Origin of the sequence: Paraburkholderia sp. CHISQ3, assembly GCF_030464945.1 — a bacterium.
Taxonomy (GTDB): Bacteria; Pseudomonadota; Gammaproteobacteria; order Burkholderiales; family Burkholderiaceae; genus Paraburkholderia; species Paraburkholderia megapolitana.
The window spans coordinates 28100-42981 of the sequence record NZ_JALPRG010000008.1 but is presented as its reverse complement, the minus strand read 5'-3'; the positions used below and the strand labels follow the sequence as shown (position 1 = coordinate 42981).

16 protein-coding genes and 1 tRNA gene are annotated in these 14882 nt (G+C 63.6%); 7 read left to right on the top strand and 10 right to left on the bottom strand.

Annotation, left to right across the window (positions count from 1 at the left end):
* Nucleotides 1-11 precede the first annotated feature (11 nt).
* Nucleotides 12-878 (bottom strand): patatin-like phospholipase family protein, encoded by an 867-nt coding sequence (locus M0D65_RS19750; protein ID WP_266254211.1) that lies wholly within the window; start codon nt 876-878, stop codon nt 12-14.
* Between the two features lie 50 nt (nt 879-928).
* On the bottom strand, nt 929-1333 hold the full coding sequence (locus tag M0D65_RS19745) for a PaaI family thioesterase (protein WP_091019352.1): 405 nt from the start codon (nt 1331-1333) through the stop codon (nt 929-931).
* A 206-nt stretch (nt 1334-1539) separates the two neighbouring features.
* Here M0D65_RS19745 and M0D65_RS19740 point away from each other — a divergent pair.
* Nucleotides 1540-1615: transfer RNA gene (locus M0D65_RS19740), tRNA-Lys, on the top strand.
* Between the two features lie 187 nt (nt 1616-1802).
* Here M0D65_RS19740 and M0D65_RS19735 read toward each other — a convergent pair.
* A complete protein-coding gene (locus M0D65_RS19735; protein ID WP_266254423.1) occupies nt 1803-2699 on the bottom strand; it encodes a LysR family transcriptional regulator in 897 nt (298 codons plus the stop codon).
* Nucleotides 2700-2812: 113 nt separating this feature from the next.
* Between M0D65_RS19735 and M0D65_RS19730 the strand changes: the two genes are divergently transcribed.
* From M0D65_RS19730 to M0D65_RS19715, 4 genes are all read left to right on the top strand, one after another.
* On the top strand, nt 2813-3037 hold the full coding sequence (locus tag M0D65_RS19730) for a hypothetical protein (RefSeq protein ID WP_266254210.1): 225 nt from the start codon (nt 2813-2815) through the stop codon (nt 3035-3037).
* Between the two features lie 24 nt (nt 3038-3061).
* On the top strand, nt 3062-4027 hold the full coding sequence (locus M0D65_RS19725; RefSeq protein WP_266254209.1) for an NAD-dependent epimerase/dehydratase family protein: 966 nt from the start codon (nt 3062-3064) through the stop codon (nt 4025-4027).
* Nucleotides 4028-4248: 221 nt separating this feature from the next.
* Nucleotides 4249-4926, top strand: a complete 678-nt coding sequence (locus M0D65_RS19720; RefSeq protein ID WP_266254208.1) for a PadR family transcriptional regulator — start codon at nt 4249-4251, stop codon at nt 4924-4926.
* Complete coding sequence (locus M0D65_RS19715; RefSeq protein WP_266254207.1) at nt 4923-6296, top strand: NAD(P)/FAD-dependent oxidoreductase; 1374 nt, start codon at nt 4923-4925, stop codon at nt 6294-6296. The genes M0D65_RS19720 and M0D65_RS19715 overlap by 4 nt, the downstream gene beginning before the upstream one ends.
* 14 nt (nt 6297-6310) lie before the next feature.
* Here the strand turns inward: M0D65_RS19715 and M0D65_RS19710 are convergent, their stop codons facing one another.
* The 6 genes from M0D65_RS19710 to M0D65_RS19685 all read right to left on the bottom strand — a co-directional run bounded on the left by M0D65_RS19710 (nt 6311) and on the right by M0D65_RS19685 (nt 11061).
* Nucleotides 6311-7108, bottom strand: a complete 798-nt coding sequence (locus M0D65_RS19710) for an ABC transporter substrate-binding protein (RefSeq protein ID WP_266254206.1) — start codon at nt 7106-7108, stop codon at nt 6311-6313.
* Between the two features lie 56 nt (nt 7109-7164).
* A complete protein-coding gene (locus M0D65_RS19705; protein ID WP_266254205.1) occupies nt 7165-8319 on the bottom strand; it encodes a pyridoxal phosphate-dependent aminotransferase in 1155 nt (384 codons plus the stop codon).
* 184 nt (nt 8320-8503) lie between these two features.
* Nucleotides 8504-9898, bottom strand: a complete 1395-nt coding sequence (dbpA, locus tag M0D65_RS19700) for an ATP-dependent RNA helicase DbpA (RefSeq protein ID WP_266254204.1) — start codon at nt 9896-9898, stop codon at nt 8504-8506.
* Nucleotides 9899-9915: 17 nt separating this feature from the next.
* Nucleotides 9916-10101 (bottom strand): hypothetical protein, encoded by a 186-nt coding sequence (locus M0D65_RS19695; RefSeq protein WP_096721838.1) that lies wholly within the window; start codon nt 10099-10101, stop codon nt 9916-9918.
* Nucleotides 10102-10187: 86 nt separating this feature from the next.
* A complete protein-coding gene (gene cadR, locus M0D65_RS19690) occupies nt 10188-10619 on the bottom strand; it encodes a Cd(II)/Pb(II)-responsive transcriptional regulator (protein ID WP_091019328.1) in 432 nt (143 codons plus the stop codon).
* A gap of 61 nt (nt 10620-10680) precedes the next feature.
* Nucleotides 10681-11061 (bottom strand): hypothetical protein, encoded by a 381-nt coding sequence (locus M0D65_RS19685; RefSeq protein WP_266254203.1) that lies wholly within the window; start codon nt 11059-11061, stop codon nt 10681-10683.
* Nucleotides 11062-11172: 111 nt separating this feature from the next.
* Between M0D65_RS19685 and M0D65_RS19680 the strand changes: the two genes are divergently transcribed.
* Together M0D65_RS19680 and M0D65_RS19675 are read left to right on the top strand one after the other, a co-directional pair.
* Nucleotides 11173-13239 (top strand): heavy metal translocating P-type ATPase, encoded by a 2067-nt coding sequence (locus tag M0D65_RS19680; RefSeq protein WP_266254202.1) that lies wholly within the window; start codon nt 11173-11175, stop codon nt 13237-13239.
* 61 nt (nt 13240-13300) lie between these two features.
* On the top strand, nt 13301-13609 hold the full coding sequence (locus M0D65_RS19675; RefSeq protein WP_266254201.1) for a zinc ribbon domain-containing protein: 309 nt from the start codon (nt 13301-13303) through the stop codon (nt 13607-13609).
* A gap of 131 nt (nt 13610-13740) precedes the next feature.
* On the opposite strand, the gene M0D65_RS19670 is transcribed toward M0D65_RS19675, so the two are convergent.
* Nucleotides 13741-14769 carry a helix-turn-helix domain-containing protein gene (locus M0D65_RS19670; RefSeq protein ID WP_266254422.1) on the bottom strand — a complete coding sequence of 343 codons (1029 nt, stop codon included), beginning with the start codon at nt 14767-14769 and terminating at the stop codon, nt 13741-13743.
* Nucleotides 14770-14882 lie beyond the last annotated feature (113 nt).

The following is a 14882-nucleotide window of genomic DNA, read 5'->3' as shown; positions in this document are numbered from 1 at the left end:
GACGCCGCGACTCAGTCGCGTGCGCCGGCTGCCAGCAGATCCGGCACGCGTTGCAGGAACTGTTCGCCGTCGCCTCTGCCGAGGTTATAGGCGTGCACCATCTGCGACGGGCTCGTGTAGTCCCAGCTCGAAATCGGGACCTTGCGCGACGGCTGCACGTAGATGCGCTGCTGCGTACCGTGCGGGACGACGAACATCTGCGGCCGCGGATAGAGCCGCGTCACCATGACGAGGACGTTGCCCGGCGTGCTGTCGAGCGCGCCGACCGGCACGTTGTCCACCATTCCGCCATCCAGTACCGGCCGGCCGTTGCGCCGCAGAACCGGCGTGAACGGCGGCGTGCTCGACGATTGCAGGATCAGGTCGGCGAGATCCTCGACGGTCGCGCAATCCTGCGCGCGCACGAACTCCGGATGAAACCCGAGCGACTGACCGAGCGTCGGATGCAGCGTCTTGCGGACGTACTTCTCGATGTTGTAGGCGATCAGCCCAGCCGCGACTGCGCTGCGCGCGCCGAGCCAGCGCGGCAGATGTGAAACGCCGATGCGGATTTCCGGCGCATGGGCGAGCGCGCTGAATTTGTCGCTGTAGATATCCAGCAGCGCCTGCCGGTAAATCCGGTAATGCGGAAACACCGACTGGCCGCGCAGCAAGTTGCCCCAATACGCGTTCTTGCGATTGTGGCGCAGCGCTTCTTCGTAATAGCGCATGACCCACTCGGCGTCGCGTGTGTACAGCATGCACGCCGTCGCGGCGCCCGCCGAAATACCGGTGATGACGCGCGGCCGGATATCCAGTGCGGGCTGTACGATGTCCCAGAAACCTGCCTGCCACCAGCAGCGGTTACCACCGCCTGCAAATACGACCTGATCGAACATCGATTGATTTTTCCTTGAAGGCTAACGCCCGTCGCGCCGCGACGGCCGCGTTAGTCGAGCAGCGCGTAGGTCGTCGTTGCGTGAACGGCCATCTTGCCGTCCTCGTCGAACAACTCGACTTCGCCGAACACGAGATTGCGGCCCATCCGCAGGACGCGCGCGGTGATGAGCACATCGCCTTTACGCACCGCGCGCATGAAGCTGATATTCAGCGATACGGTGGTCATCGGCTTGAAACCGCCCAGTGCGGCGGAAATCGCGACGATCATGACCGTATCGGCAGCGGCCATGAAGACCTGGCCGCAGATCACGCCGCCCGAATGCCGTAACTCGCCGGAAAACGGCAGGCGCATCGTGGCGCTCTGGTCGTCGACTGCCACGGACGTGAGCGAGAGGGTCTTGACCCACGGTGCGAGCACGCGATCAAGCAGTTCACGGATTGCGGTTTCGTCCATCGTATGCCCCCGTTCGGCCGCGCGACGCTTCGCGCAGCATGATGTCGCGACATGATACCGGGATGGTGCACGAAGCGGGTTTATGGGCGGGGGTTGAAGAGGGTCACCTTGCCGCCCGGCGCGGGTTCAAGGCTGGTTTTCTCAAAAAATCTGCTTCAGGGGGCTAGGCAAGACGCTCGGGATACTGCATAATTTGCAGTCTGTTGGGGGCGTTAGCTCAGTTGGTAGAGCAGCGGACTCTTAATCCGTAGGTCGAGTGTTCGAGTCACTCACGCCCCACCAAAGAATTTGAAGCCCGGTTAGCGAAAGCTGACCGGGCTTTTTACTTTGGCCGGGCCATTTTCAGTCAATTGCCTAAACCGAACGTCCGGGGTCAGCCGGTACCCCAGCTCCTCGACTCTCGCATCGCTCCCGACCCAAACTTTCCACCCACCGTCCCCACCCCACTCTAACTGTCGCGCTTATCTGGTCACACCTCCTGTATATAAGCCTTCAACCCAGCCACAATCGCCGCAAACGTCACCGCACAACGCGCACTCTCGCGCAGATCCTCATGCATGGCGATCCAGGTATCCATGGCGTACGAAAATGCGTCCGGTAGCACCCGCACGAGCGACTTGTTGCGCGCCGCCAACCCCGACTGGCATCCCCCAATGCCAACGCCTGCGCGAATGGCGGCCAGTTGGGCCAGATCACTATCGGTGCGAAACCCCAGTGCAGCGCGCGTGAACATCGGATATTGATCCTCGAACTGACGGGTGAAAGCGGTCCCGCGGTCGTAACCGACGATGGCGTGACGATGCAGCTCATCCAGCGACTTCGGTATGCCGTGCGCGGCCAGATAACGTTCGTGAGCGAACAAGCCGAGTTCGATATTGCCGACGCGCGTCGCCACTAGCGCATCCTGGGTGGGCCTGAATCCGCGCACCGCGATGTCCGCCTCGCGATGCAGTAAATCGTCGGCCTTGTTCGACAGCACCAGTTCGACGGTCAGTTCCGGGTGCTCGTCGCGCAGTGCCGCGACGATGGGCGGGAGCACCTCGACGCCGATCACCTCGCTGGCCGTCACGCGCACGCTACCGCGAACGCCGCTCCCGTAACTGCTGGCCACCCGCAGCAGCGCCGCCGAGGTCGCCGCCACGCCGGCCGCGTAGGGCTTCAGTTCGAGCGCCGCATCGGTGGGCGCGAAGCCGTCGAACGAACGTGTGAAGAGCTTGAGCGACAGTGCTTCTTCGAGGCTGTCGATGTGGCGGCCGACGGTCGGTTGGGTCAACCCCATGAACCGCCCGGCCGCCGACAGTGAACCCGTTTCCAGGACGCTCAGAAAGGTGCGGTACCACTCCCAGTTCGGCTCGCGTTTCATGATGGTATGCATTTTTCTATAGAGACAATGCGATTCTAGGCAATTTTCGTTTGATGGTCTATTTGGCAATCTACGGTCTCCAGCAACGCAATCCACCGAAACGCACGGAGCCCGACATGAACCTCGCCACCCTCGCCGACCAGCCATCCCGGCAACGCGACTGCCCAGCAGGTGTATTGGCAGCAAAGGCTGGCGAAGTCGCGCTCGACACCGCTATCTCGGCGCTCGAAGCCTGGTTGCAGGCTCCGGTCCGGCCGATTCTCGACGGGTATCTGGGCGCGGTTCTCTCGCGCGTCTCGTCGGTTTCCACTGCCACCTTTCGCCGTCGTCGCTCGATCTGAATACTCATCCCCAGGAGAATCGTCATGTCCAAAGTAGCTCTGTTCGGCGCCGCTGGCGCTATCGGTCAAAGCATCGCCACCGCCCTCAGCAGCAAGGGGCGCCCCTATCGCGTCGTCGGTCGTACTGAAGCAAGCCTGCGCAACACCTTCGGCACCGATCCGCTCGCGGAAATCGTCACGTGGAACCCGGACTCGCCCGCCTCCGTCATCGCCGCGGCCGAGGGCATCGAAACGCTGATCTATCTGGTCGGCGTGAACTACTGGCAGTTCGAACTGCATCCCGAGTTGATGCGCAAGACGATCGACGGCGCGGTCGCCGCCGGCGTCAAGAACATCATCCTGATCGGTACCGTGTACCCGTACGGCATGGCAAACGCGAGTCGGGTGCGCGAAGATCATCCGCGCGAGCCGCACACCTTCAAGGGGCGTATGCGCAAGGCGCAGGAAGACTTGCTGATGCAGGCGCACAACGACGGCCGCATCAATGCAACGGTGTTGCGCCTGCCGGACTTCTACGGCCCGGGCGTGACAGCGAGTCTGCTCCATGGCGCGGCGCACGCCGCGGTGAACGGCGGCACCGCCGATATGATCGGGCCGCTCGACCGCCCCCACGAATTCGTCTTCGTACCGGACGTGGGGCCCGTGGTGGCGCGACTGGTCGATACGCCCGCGGCATTCGGGAAGATCTGGCACTTCGCCGGCGCGGGTGTCACGACGCAGCGCGAGATCGTGTCGGAAATGGAGCGTCAGACGGGCAGGCAGCTTAAGTTACGGGTGGCCGGCAAGACGATGTTGCGTTTGATCGGACTCTTCAAACCGCTGATCCGCGAGATGGTCGAGATGAATTACCTGATGACCAATCCGCTCATCATGGACGACTCGGCGCTGCAGAAACTGCTCGGGCCGATCCATAAAACGTCGTATGTGGAAGGTATCCGGCAGACGCTCGTTGCTGAGTCGAGCACCCGTGCGCTGGCTGCTGCAGCGTGAGAATCGCCTTGAACAACTTCACTTTCCAGCACGGCCGCGCGGTTCAAACAGGTTAGCCAGGTAGCGGCGCGGTGTCGGCGGAACCACCGGCAAGCGGATCTCACGATGCCGATCCGCGCGCCGGCATTCCGGGCTCAGCCGCACCGCACTGTACGTCTCTCCTTGCAAACCCCATCGCACTAGTCATAAAATAACTAGATATTAATCGACTAGGCATTTTTATGGTCCGTCATTCCCCGCTGGCCCTCGCCGTCCTGGCGATGCTCACCGAATCCCCCATGCACCCGTACCGGATGCAGCAGTTGATCAAGGCGCGCGGCAAGGACGAGGTCATCAACGTCGGTCAGCGCAACAGCCTGTACCAGACCATCGATCGCCTGCTGCGCAACGATCTGATCGCGGTGCACGAAATCGAGCGCGATGGCGCGTTTCCCGAGCGCACCGTCTACGCAATCACCGACGCCGGCCGCGATACGGGACGGCTCTGGCTGCGCGAGCAACTCGCTCAACCGGCGCGTGAATTCCCGGCGTTTCCTGCCGCATTGTCGTTCTTGCCGCTGCTGGCACCCGACGACGTATGCCGGCAACTCGCGATCCGCGTCGGCGCGCTCGAGCGTGAACTGGAGCGTCTCGATGCTGGGACTGCAGAGGCGCAAGCCATCGATGTCCCGCGTCTCTTCCTGCTCGAAAGCGAGCTGATTCGTGCGCAACTCGTCGCCGAACTCGACTGGGTGCGCGGTGTCGTCGCGGACCTGCAAAGCGGTGTGATCACGTGGAGCGCCGCGTGGCTCGAAGAAATAGCGCAGCGCTTCACGCTCGCCGCCGACTCCACGACGTATCAGCCGAACAAACCCGCGAAATCCACGAAACCCGCGGCAAAAAAAGGAAGCAGGAAATGAACAGCAATCCGTTGAGCGTCATCGTCATCGGTGCCGGCACCGGTGGTCTGTGTCTCGCGCACGGCTTGCGGCAGGCCGGCATCGATGTTGCCGTGTATGAACGCGACCGCACGCGCACCGACGGTCTGCAGGGCTATCGCGTCGGCATTGACGCGCATGGCATCGCGTCGCTGAAGGCGTGTCTACCGCCCGATCTCTTCGCGACGTTCATCGCTACCTGCGCACGCACCCCGGGTCATTTCAACATTCTCACGGAGCACATGACCGAGTTGCTGTCCGTCACGCTTGCCGACGAATCGATGAGCGGCGGCAAGTCGGTCAGCCGCATGACGTTGCGACAGGTACTGTTGAGCGGGCTCGAAGACTATGTGCATTTCGACAAGACGTTCACCGCTTACGAGCAGAACGCGGACGGCAGCGTGACCGCGCATTTCGCCGACGGCACGCACGCCACTGCGGATCTGCTGGTCGGTGCGGACGGGGCGCGCTCGAAGGTGCGGCGTCAATTGCTGCCCGATGCGAAGCTGGAGAACACCGGCATCGTCAGCATCGCCGCGAAGGTGCCTATGACCGAGGCTGCGCGTGAGCTGCTGTCGCCGAGGGTGCTCGACGGCATCACGCTCATCAACGCGCCGAAGGGCCTCGGCGCGATCATCCATGTGATGGAGTTTCCGTGGCGCGACGATGGGCTTAAGGAAGGTATCGGCAGCAGCGATGCGGAACTGCTCGCGCGCTGGCCGGGTCTGCTCTTCGACAACAGCAGCGACCATCTGATCTGGGCCGTGTGGGGTGCGCTGCGCAATGTACCGGCCAATCCGATGACACTCGGCCAGCCCGCACTGCTCGCACTCGCCACGCAGATCACCGACGGCTGGCATCCGAACCTGCGCGCGCTGATCCGCGCATCGGACCCGTCCACTGCGTTCGCCGTCGACGTCCGCACCTCCGTGCCGGTCGACCCATGGCCGACCACCAACGTCACGGTGCTCGGCGACGCGATCCATCTGATGACGCCGGGCAGGGGTGTCGGCGCGAATACCGCGCTGCGCGATGCAGCGCTGCTCACCGCACGACTCGCCGATGCCCATCGCGGCGCGATGTCCGGTCGCGATGCCGTGGCGGGCTACGAGGCGCAGATGCTTCGCTACGGCTTCGATGCGGTCGCGGCATCGCGCAAGCGGTTCGACGAACACGATCCGATTCATCGGCCGGTGGTTGGACGCATCGCGTTGGGTGCGATGCGCACGGGCTTACGCGTAGTCAACAACGTTCCGTTGTTGAAGCGCCGGATGATCGACGCGGAAAACCAGTTTCGCGGTAGCGACGGCGATAGCAGTAACGGCACCGACCGCGCCGCGCAGACGCGGTAACCGGGGCGTGCGGCTTACTTCGGCGACACGTCGATGCTGCCGAAGTACTTCTGTCCAAGCGTCTTCACGGTGCCGTCACTCTGGATCTTCACGATCGCCGCATTCAATCGATCACGCAGCGCGCTGTCGCCCTTGCGGATACCGAATGCCACACCGCCGCCGAGAATCCGGTCGTCGCGCACCGGCTGCCCGACGAACCCGAAATCCTTGCCATCCGGTCGCGACAGAAACCCGGTCTGTCCGGCCGGCGCCAGCACGAGCGTCGCATCGAGGCGGCCCGCTACGAGGTCGGTATAGACCTGGTTCTGATCCTGATACGCGACGATGTTCACGCCGGCGTTCTCCCAATGCGCTTTCGCGAACGTTTCCTGAATCGACGCCTGCAGCACGCCCACACGTTTGCCCTTTAACGACTCGGGCGTCGGCAGCAAACCACTGCCGCTGCGCGCGATCAACTGGGTCGGTACACGGTAGATGATGTTCGTGAAGTCGATCGCCTGACGGCGTTGCTCGGTCGCATTCATCGCCGAATTGATCGCATCGAACTTGCGGCCCTGCAGCGCGGGAATCAGTCCATCGAACGAGGTCTCGACCCACTTGCACGTGAGATGCGCACTTGCGCAGACCGCGTTGCCGATATCGATATCGAAGCCCTGCAGGTCGCCGTTGGCCGCTTTCGATTCGAACGGCGGGTACTGCGCTTCGAGGCCAAAGCGCAGCGTCGATACATCGGCCGCAAACGCGGACATCGTCGCTGCGGACACTGCCGCGAACCCACACGCCGCCACCAGCAAGCTTCTGACTATCTTCATGACCGATCCCCTTACCCTTTGATTTGAACTCATCGAAGCCGTCGGCTTCGTCTCCCTCAGATCGAACACAGACGACGCGCGCCTTCGATCAGCGTCGCATCGTCCTTCGAAAAACTCAGCCGTATCAGCCCGGAATCGGTGCCGTCCGTATAGAACGCGGAAAGAGGGATCGTCGCAACCTGCGCATCGCGAATCAGGCGCAACACGAAGTCGCTATCGCGTTCGTCGGAGAAACCGCGAAAGCGCGCGAGCATGAAGAAGCTGCCTTCGCTCGGCAACAGTTCGAAGCGCGATTCGCGCAGCGCATGGGCGAGCAGGTCGCGCTTCTTCTGATAGAACGCCGCAAGGCCGAGATAGCTTTCCGGTTGCGCGAGCGCTTCAACGAACGCGTATTGCATCGGCGTATCGGCGGAGAACACCATGAACTGGTGCACCTTGCGAATCTCGTTCATCAGCGCCGCGGGTGCCAGGCAATAGCCGATACGCCAACCCGTCACGTGATACGACTTGCCAAACGACGACACGATCACACTGCGCTCCGCCAGCTCGCGATAACGCGCCATGCTTTGATGCTGCGCGCCGTCGAATACAACGTGCTCGTAGACCTCGTCGGCGAGGATCACGATATCGGTGTTGCGCGTTAGCGCTTTCAGGCGCTCGACGTCCGCCGCATCGAACACGGTCGCTGTCGGGTTGTGCGGCGTGTTGATGATGATCATCCGCGTCTTCGGCGTGATCTTTGCGGCGACTTCGTCCCAGTCCACCCGGAAATCATCCAGCGACAGTTTGATCGCCACCGGCGTTGCGCCCTGCAATCGCACGATCGGCGCATAGCTGTCGAACGAAGGTTCGAAGTAGATCACTTCATCGCCGGGATGCACGAGCGCGCTAATCGTCGAATAGAGCCCTTCGCTGGCGCTCGCGATCACCGTGACTTCGTCGGCGGGGTCGTAGCGCGTGCCGTACAGCGTCTCCATCTTCTGTGCGAGCGCTTCGCGCAACGTGTCGATGCCGGCCATCGGCGCGTACTGGTTGTGTCCCTCGCGCATTGCACGCGCGACACCGTCGATAAGCTTCGGGTCCGGCGCAAAGTTCGGCGCGCCCTGCGAGAGATTCAACGCATCGTGTTCGGCGGCGAGCTGACCGATTACGGTGAAGATCGTCGTGCCGACGTCGGGCAGTTTCGAGCGGGCCTGCAACGCGCTCTGCATGAGTAATCCTCCAACTGGCGGGTCTGCGGGCCACCGTGTGCATGGCGGTCCCGTCCGGTCTGGCGATTAGGCATCAACCGGCGGGCGCTCACAATCGAAAGTTTGTCATGCGCGGCATGCGTTTATGTCATGCGGCTGCGGTGGTAACGGCGCGAGCGCCCGGACCGAACGCCCTGCTCGTTCACTATTCGTCCATCAACCGGACCTTGACCTTCTTGCCCTTCACCTTGCCCGCATTGAGCTTGCGCAGCGCATCCTGCACGATGCTGCGCTCGACGGCCACGTAGGTCGAGAATTCGGTCACGTTGATCTTGCCGACCTGCGCACCGCTGAAACCCAGATCGCCGGTCAGTGCGCCGAGCACGTCGCCGGGACGGATCTTTTCCTTGCGGCCACCGAGAATCTGCAGCGTTTCCATTGGCGGCAGCAGCGGCTCGCGGCTCGTCGGCTTCAGTTCGGCGAGCGGATGCCATTCCACTTCGCGACCCTGCGCCTGCTCAAGGCTACCGACGCGTCCCATCTCGTTCATGCTCGCGAGACTGAGCGCCCAGCCTTCCTGATCCGCGCGGCCCGTGCGACCGATCCGATGCGTGTGCACCTCCGGGTCCGGCGTCACGTCGACGTTGATCACGGCTTCGAGCTGCGCGATGTCGAGACCGCGCGCGGCGACATCGGTGGCAACGAGTACCGAGCAGCTGCGATTCGCGAAACGGATCAGCACCTGGTCGCGCTCGCGCTGATCGAGTTCGCCATGCAGCGCGAGCGCATGAAAGCCCTGCGCACGCAGCACGTCGAGCAGATCGCGGCATTGCTGTTTGGTATTGCAGAACGCGAGCGTACTGACCGGCCGGTAGTGTTCGAGCAGTTGCCCAACCGCGTGCAGCCGTTCGTTTTCCGTCACCTCGTAGAACCGCTGACGGATCTTCGTATTGTCGTGCCGCTCTTCGAGCGTTACCTGTTTCGGGTTGCGCAGGAACTGCTGGCTCAGCTTCGCGATGCCGTCGGGATAGGTCGCGGAGAACAGCAGCGTCTGCCGTTCTTTCGGACATTGCCGCGCAACGGTCGCGATGTCGTCGAAGAAGCCCATGTCGAGCATGCGATCCGCTTCGTCGAGCACCAGCGTATTCAGCGACGGCAACGCGAGGCTGCCGCGTTCAAGGTGATCCATGATCCGGCCCGGCGTACCGACGACGATATGCGCACCGTGTTCGAGGCTCGCCGTTTGCGGGCGCATCGGCGTGCCGCCGCACAGGGTCAGCACCTTGATGTTTTCTTCGGCGCGCGCAAGACGGCGGATTTCCTGCGTGACCTGGTCGGCCAGTTCGCGGGTCGGGCACAGCACCATCGACTGAACGGCGAAGTTGCGCGTGTCGAGGCGCGCGAGCAGTGCCAGTGCAAACGCGGCTGTCTTGCCGCTGCCGGTCTTCGCCTGGGCGATCAGGTCGTGACCTGCCAGCGCGATCGGCAGGCTTGCGGCCTGGATCGGTGTCATCTCGACATAACCGAGGCGAGTGAGGTTCTCGAGCGTGGCGGGCGGCAGCGCGAGCTGGCTGAACGGGGCGGGGGCGGGTTTGTTCATGGCGGTGGGGTGCTGGCTCACAGGAACGGACGGCCGTCGAGCTGCTCGTAGACGACCGAGCCGTCTTCCGCTTCGATGCGGTCGACATAATTGCGCGCGCCGCACATCGGGCAGCGGAACAACAGGCCCTGGCCTTCGTTCTTGATGACGACTTCCGACTGCTCCCACGATGCGCTGCAGGGTTGATTTCTACATGTGAACACGTTGATTCTCCAGCTCGATGCTGTGATGGATTACGCCTCGTACTGCGTGTGTCACGCGGTACGAGGCGCTGATTCGATGGACCCGCTCAGCCCAGATGCGTGTGCCGCGAGCGCGGCGCCGTCATCTGCATGTCGGTCAGCCCCTGAACGATTCCGCAATCTTCAACCGACTGCTCGACGCGGCATTGCTCGCGCAGCGTGATCAGTTGTGCCTTCAACTGCTTCAGTTCGTCGATCCGCGCTTCGACATGTGCGATGTGCTCGTCGACCAGCGAATTGACCGCGCCGCACTGGTCGGCCGGTGCATCGGTGAGCTGGAGCAGCGCGCGGATCTCGTCGTGAGTCATGTCGAGCGCGCGGCAATTGCGGATGAAACGCAGGCGCTCGACGTGCTGGGCGGTGTAGCTGCGGTAATTCGCCTCGGTCCGGTCGGCTTCGGGCAACAAGCCTTCCTTTTCGTAGAAACGGATGGTTTCCGTCGTGCAGTGAGCAATCTTCGCGAGTTCGCCGATCTTCATGGGGCCTCCGGATTGCAGGGCGAATGAAAGCCTTGACCTTGTAGTGGCTTCAAGGTGTTTACTAGACCACAAATCCTCCACGGAAGCCACCATCATGCGTCAAACCCACGCTGTACACCGCCAGGAAGCCGATGAAACGGGACTTCGCGCTGGCCATGCCACGCCGCATGTGCACGATCACGACCGTACCGACGAGCACGAACACGCCCATGAACATGATCGCGACCATGCCGACGGGCATGAACACGGTACGTTGTGCGATCACCCCCACGCCCGCGAACATGACCACGATCACGGCAATGCCGACAAACATAAACACGGCGCATCGTGCAACCACGCCCCCGCCCGCGAACATGACCACGATCACCGCAGTGCCGACGAACATGAACACGGCGCGTCGTGCGATCACGGCAACGGCGCGAAACCGCACGCGCACAGCCATGCTCACAGCTCCAGCAGCGCCTGCTGCACACCCGCACCCGCGATCACCGCACCGCTCGCGCGTGCCGAAACAATCGGCGACCGCGTACGCACCCCCATCCGCATCCTGCAGATGGACTGCCCGACCGAAGAAGCGCTGATCCGCAAACGCCTCGGCGGCATGCCGTCGGTGTATTGCATGGACTTCAACCTGATGCAGCGCACGCTGACCGTCGAGCACGCCGCCGACGCGCTGGGCCCGATCGTCGCCGCATTGCGCTCGCTCGATTTCTCGCCGGAACTGCCCGATGCGAACGGCGCGCCGGCCGCGCCGGTGGCGGAACAGCACAAGCCGTGGTGGCCGCTCGCACTGGCCGGCGCGGCAGCGATCGGCTCGGAAGCGGCCAGTTGGCTCGGCGCACCGTCGTGGCTCGCCGCCGCACTTGCCATTGTGGCGGTGGTCGGTTGCGGACTCGGTACCTACAAGAAAGGCTGGCTCGCGATTCGCCACGGCAACCTCAACATCAACGCGCTAATGAGCATCGCGGTAACCGGCGCGCTGATCCTCGGTCAGTGGCCCGAAGCGGCGATGGTGATGGTGCTGTTCACGATCGCCGAGCTGATCGAAGCGAAGTCGCTCGACCGCGCGCGCAATGCGATCAAGGGCTTGATGCAACTCACGCCCGAGCAGGCCACCGTGCAGCAGAACGACGGCAGCTGGCTCGCGGTGCCGGTCGCCGGCGTGACGCCGGACAGCGTGGTGCGCGTGAAGCCGGGCGAACGGATCGCGCTCGACGGAACCATCGTCGCGGGACGCTCCAGCGTGAACCAGGCGCCGATCACCGGCGAAAGCCTGCCCGTCGATAAAGCCGAAGGCGACCCGGTGTTCGCAGGCACCGTCAACGAATCGGGTTCGTTCGACTACCGCGTAACGGCCGCAGCGAACAACACGACGCTCGCGCGCATCATCCACGCAGTCGAAGAAGCACAAGGCGCGAAGGCGCCCACACAGCGCTTCGTCGATCAATTCGCGCGCGTCTACACGCCGATCGTCTTCGCGATCGCCGTCGCGGTCGCGGTGATTCCGCCGCTGCTGTTCGGCGGCGTGTGGCACGACTGGGTCTACAAGGCACTCGTGATGCTGGTGATCGCCTGCCCGTGCGCGCTGGTGATCTCGACGCCGGTGACGATCGTCAGCGGTCTCGCAGCGGCGGCGCGGCGCGGCATCCTGATCAAAGGCGGCGCGTATCTGGAACTCGGCCGCAAGCTGAGCTGGCTCGCGCTCGACAAGACCGGCACGATCACGCATGGCAAGCCGGTGCAGACCGACTTCGAATCGTTCGCCGATATCGACGGCACGTATTGCCGCCGTCTTGCAGCGAGCCTTGCCGGGCGCTCGGATCATCCGGTGTCGCTGGCTGTCGCGAACGCCGCGAATGCCGATGGCCTCGCGCATCTGAGCGTCGACGACTTCACGGCACTGCCGGGTCGCGGTGTGCGCGGCACGATCGATGGGGTTGCGTATTCGCTCGGCAATCACCGGCTGGTCGAAGAACTCGAACGCTGCTCTCCGGCCCTCGAAGCGCGGCTCGATGCGCTCGAACGACAAGGCAAGACGGTCGTGATGCTTATCGACGAAGCACGCGTACTCGGACTCTTCGCTGTCGCCGATACCGTGAAGGACAGCAGCCGCGCGGCAATCATGGGGCTGCACGAACTCGGCGTGCAAACCGCAATGCTGACCGGCGATAACCCGCACACCGCCGAAGCGATCGCCCAGCAGGTCGGCATCGACGAAGCGCACGGCAACCAGTTGCCGCAAGACAAGCTCGATGCGGTCGGCCGGCTCGCGGCGAACGGTTCGGTGGTCGGGATGGTCGGCGACGGCATCAACGATGCGCCCGCGCTCGCGCGTGCGGACATCGGCTTCGCGATGGGTGCGATGGGCACCGGCACCGCAATCGAAACCGCGGATGTCGCGCTGATGGACGACGACCTGCGCAAGATTCCGCTGTTTATCCGGTTATCGAAGGCAACGCATTCGGTGCTCGTGCAGAACATCGCGCTCGCACTCGGTGTGAAGGCCGTGTTTCTCGCGCTGACCGTGATGGGGCTCGGCACGATGTGGATGGCCGTCTTCGCCGATGCAGGCGCGAGCCTGCTGGTCGTCGCGAACGGTTTGAGGCTGCTGCGCAAATAACGCTGGCGATCCAGTCGCCCGGGCGACGGCGTACTCGCCCACGCAACTGAGGAGCAACGAAATGGGAATCTGGGAAAGAATGCTCGGTGGACATCACGGCGGTCGAGGCGGCAGCCACGGACGCAGCCACGACGGCTGGGGCAGCCGCAACCATCACGATTCACGCGACGATGGCAGCCGCTATCGCAATCCGCCGGCGGCACCGGCCTTGAGCATTGCCTGCGCGGCCTGCGGCACGCTCAGCGCACCCGGGGCGCGCTTCTGCCAGCAATGCGGCGGCGCGTTGACACCCGCTACGTGCGACGGCTGCGGAACGGCGCGGCCAGTTGGTGCGAAGTTCTGTGCGCAGTGTGGGAAAGCAGCCGCGTGAAACGGAAGGAGCTTGATCGGTACCAGCCCGCGTAAGCGGGGAGCTTGCTCAGTAGCGACGCACGTAAGCGAAGGCGGCTTGCTTGCTACCGGCGCGCGTAAGCGAAGGAGCTTTCCCACTACCAGCTCGCATCAATGTGCAATAGCGTGTTCGTCGTAGCTACTGAGCGCAGCCTTTAGCGTCTCCGACGGACGAATACCGAAGAGCTTCCGGTAATCGGTAGCGAACTGGCTCAGATGCCAGAAGCCCCACGCGGCCGCAACGTCCTGCACCGAACACCGGTTGCGGCCCGCTTCGCCGAGCTCGCGCCGTGCACCGTTCAGACGAATCGCGCGCAGATAGGCCGCCGGCGCCATGCCGAGCACATCCTGAAAGCAGTATTGCAGCGTGCGCCGGCTCACATGCAGACGTTCGCACAGTTCCGGCACATTGACCGGACGCTCGCGGTTGGCGAGCACGTAGTCGCGCGCTTCGGAGACGATCCATTGCCGGCGCGGCCGGGACGGCATCGCCGCCGGCTCGGCGGGCCACGGGCCCACATCGAATAGCGACGCCAGCACCGACGCCTGCAGGTTGTTGCGTGCGAATGCAGACAACGGCGCGCGAGCGGGTGTCGTGCCATCGGCAGCGCTACCGTCGGTGCCGTGCGTACCGTCATCGAGAATCCGCCGCAGCGACGCACAGAGTCGAGCCTTGCGCATACTGTCGATCGGCACGACCTCCGTGCGCGGCACATGATCGGCGAGACCGATCTGTTCGACATCCGCTGCGTAACGGCGCAGCACCGCACCCTTCACGACGATGCCGAGAATCTCGTAGCCGGCGGGCGTCAACAGTTCGAATTCCACGCCGCCTGGACGAAACGCCAGTGCGTCGCCGAAGATCGGCTGGGCATCGATCCGACCCGCGCCGTCAGCCCTTACTGGAATGCCGAACCAGTACGCGTCCGCCTGCACTTCGCAGGTTTGACGCAGAGAATGACTCGTGGTCTCGCAGAAGACCTGCATATGATCGAGCCGAAGCTCAGTCAACGTGCCGACGAAGCGACCGGCTGTGATTTGATCGTAGGTCTGGCGCCAGCCGTGCAGGTTGCGCGCCTGCTCGTCGGCGTCGTGCGCGACGCAGGTTCGCACGCTGAAGCCACGCGGCTCGCCGGTCATTGCGGCATGTGCAACGCGCTCTGCGGGCACCGCCATGCGGGAGGAATTGCTCGTCATACGGGATCGGCCAGAAAACGGTGAGTCCGGTGGAGCACGTCGCGCGCGCTGGAACA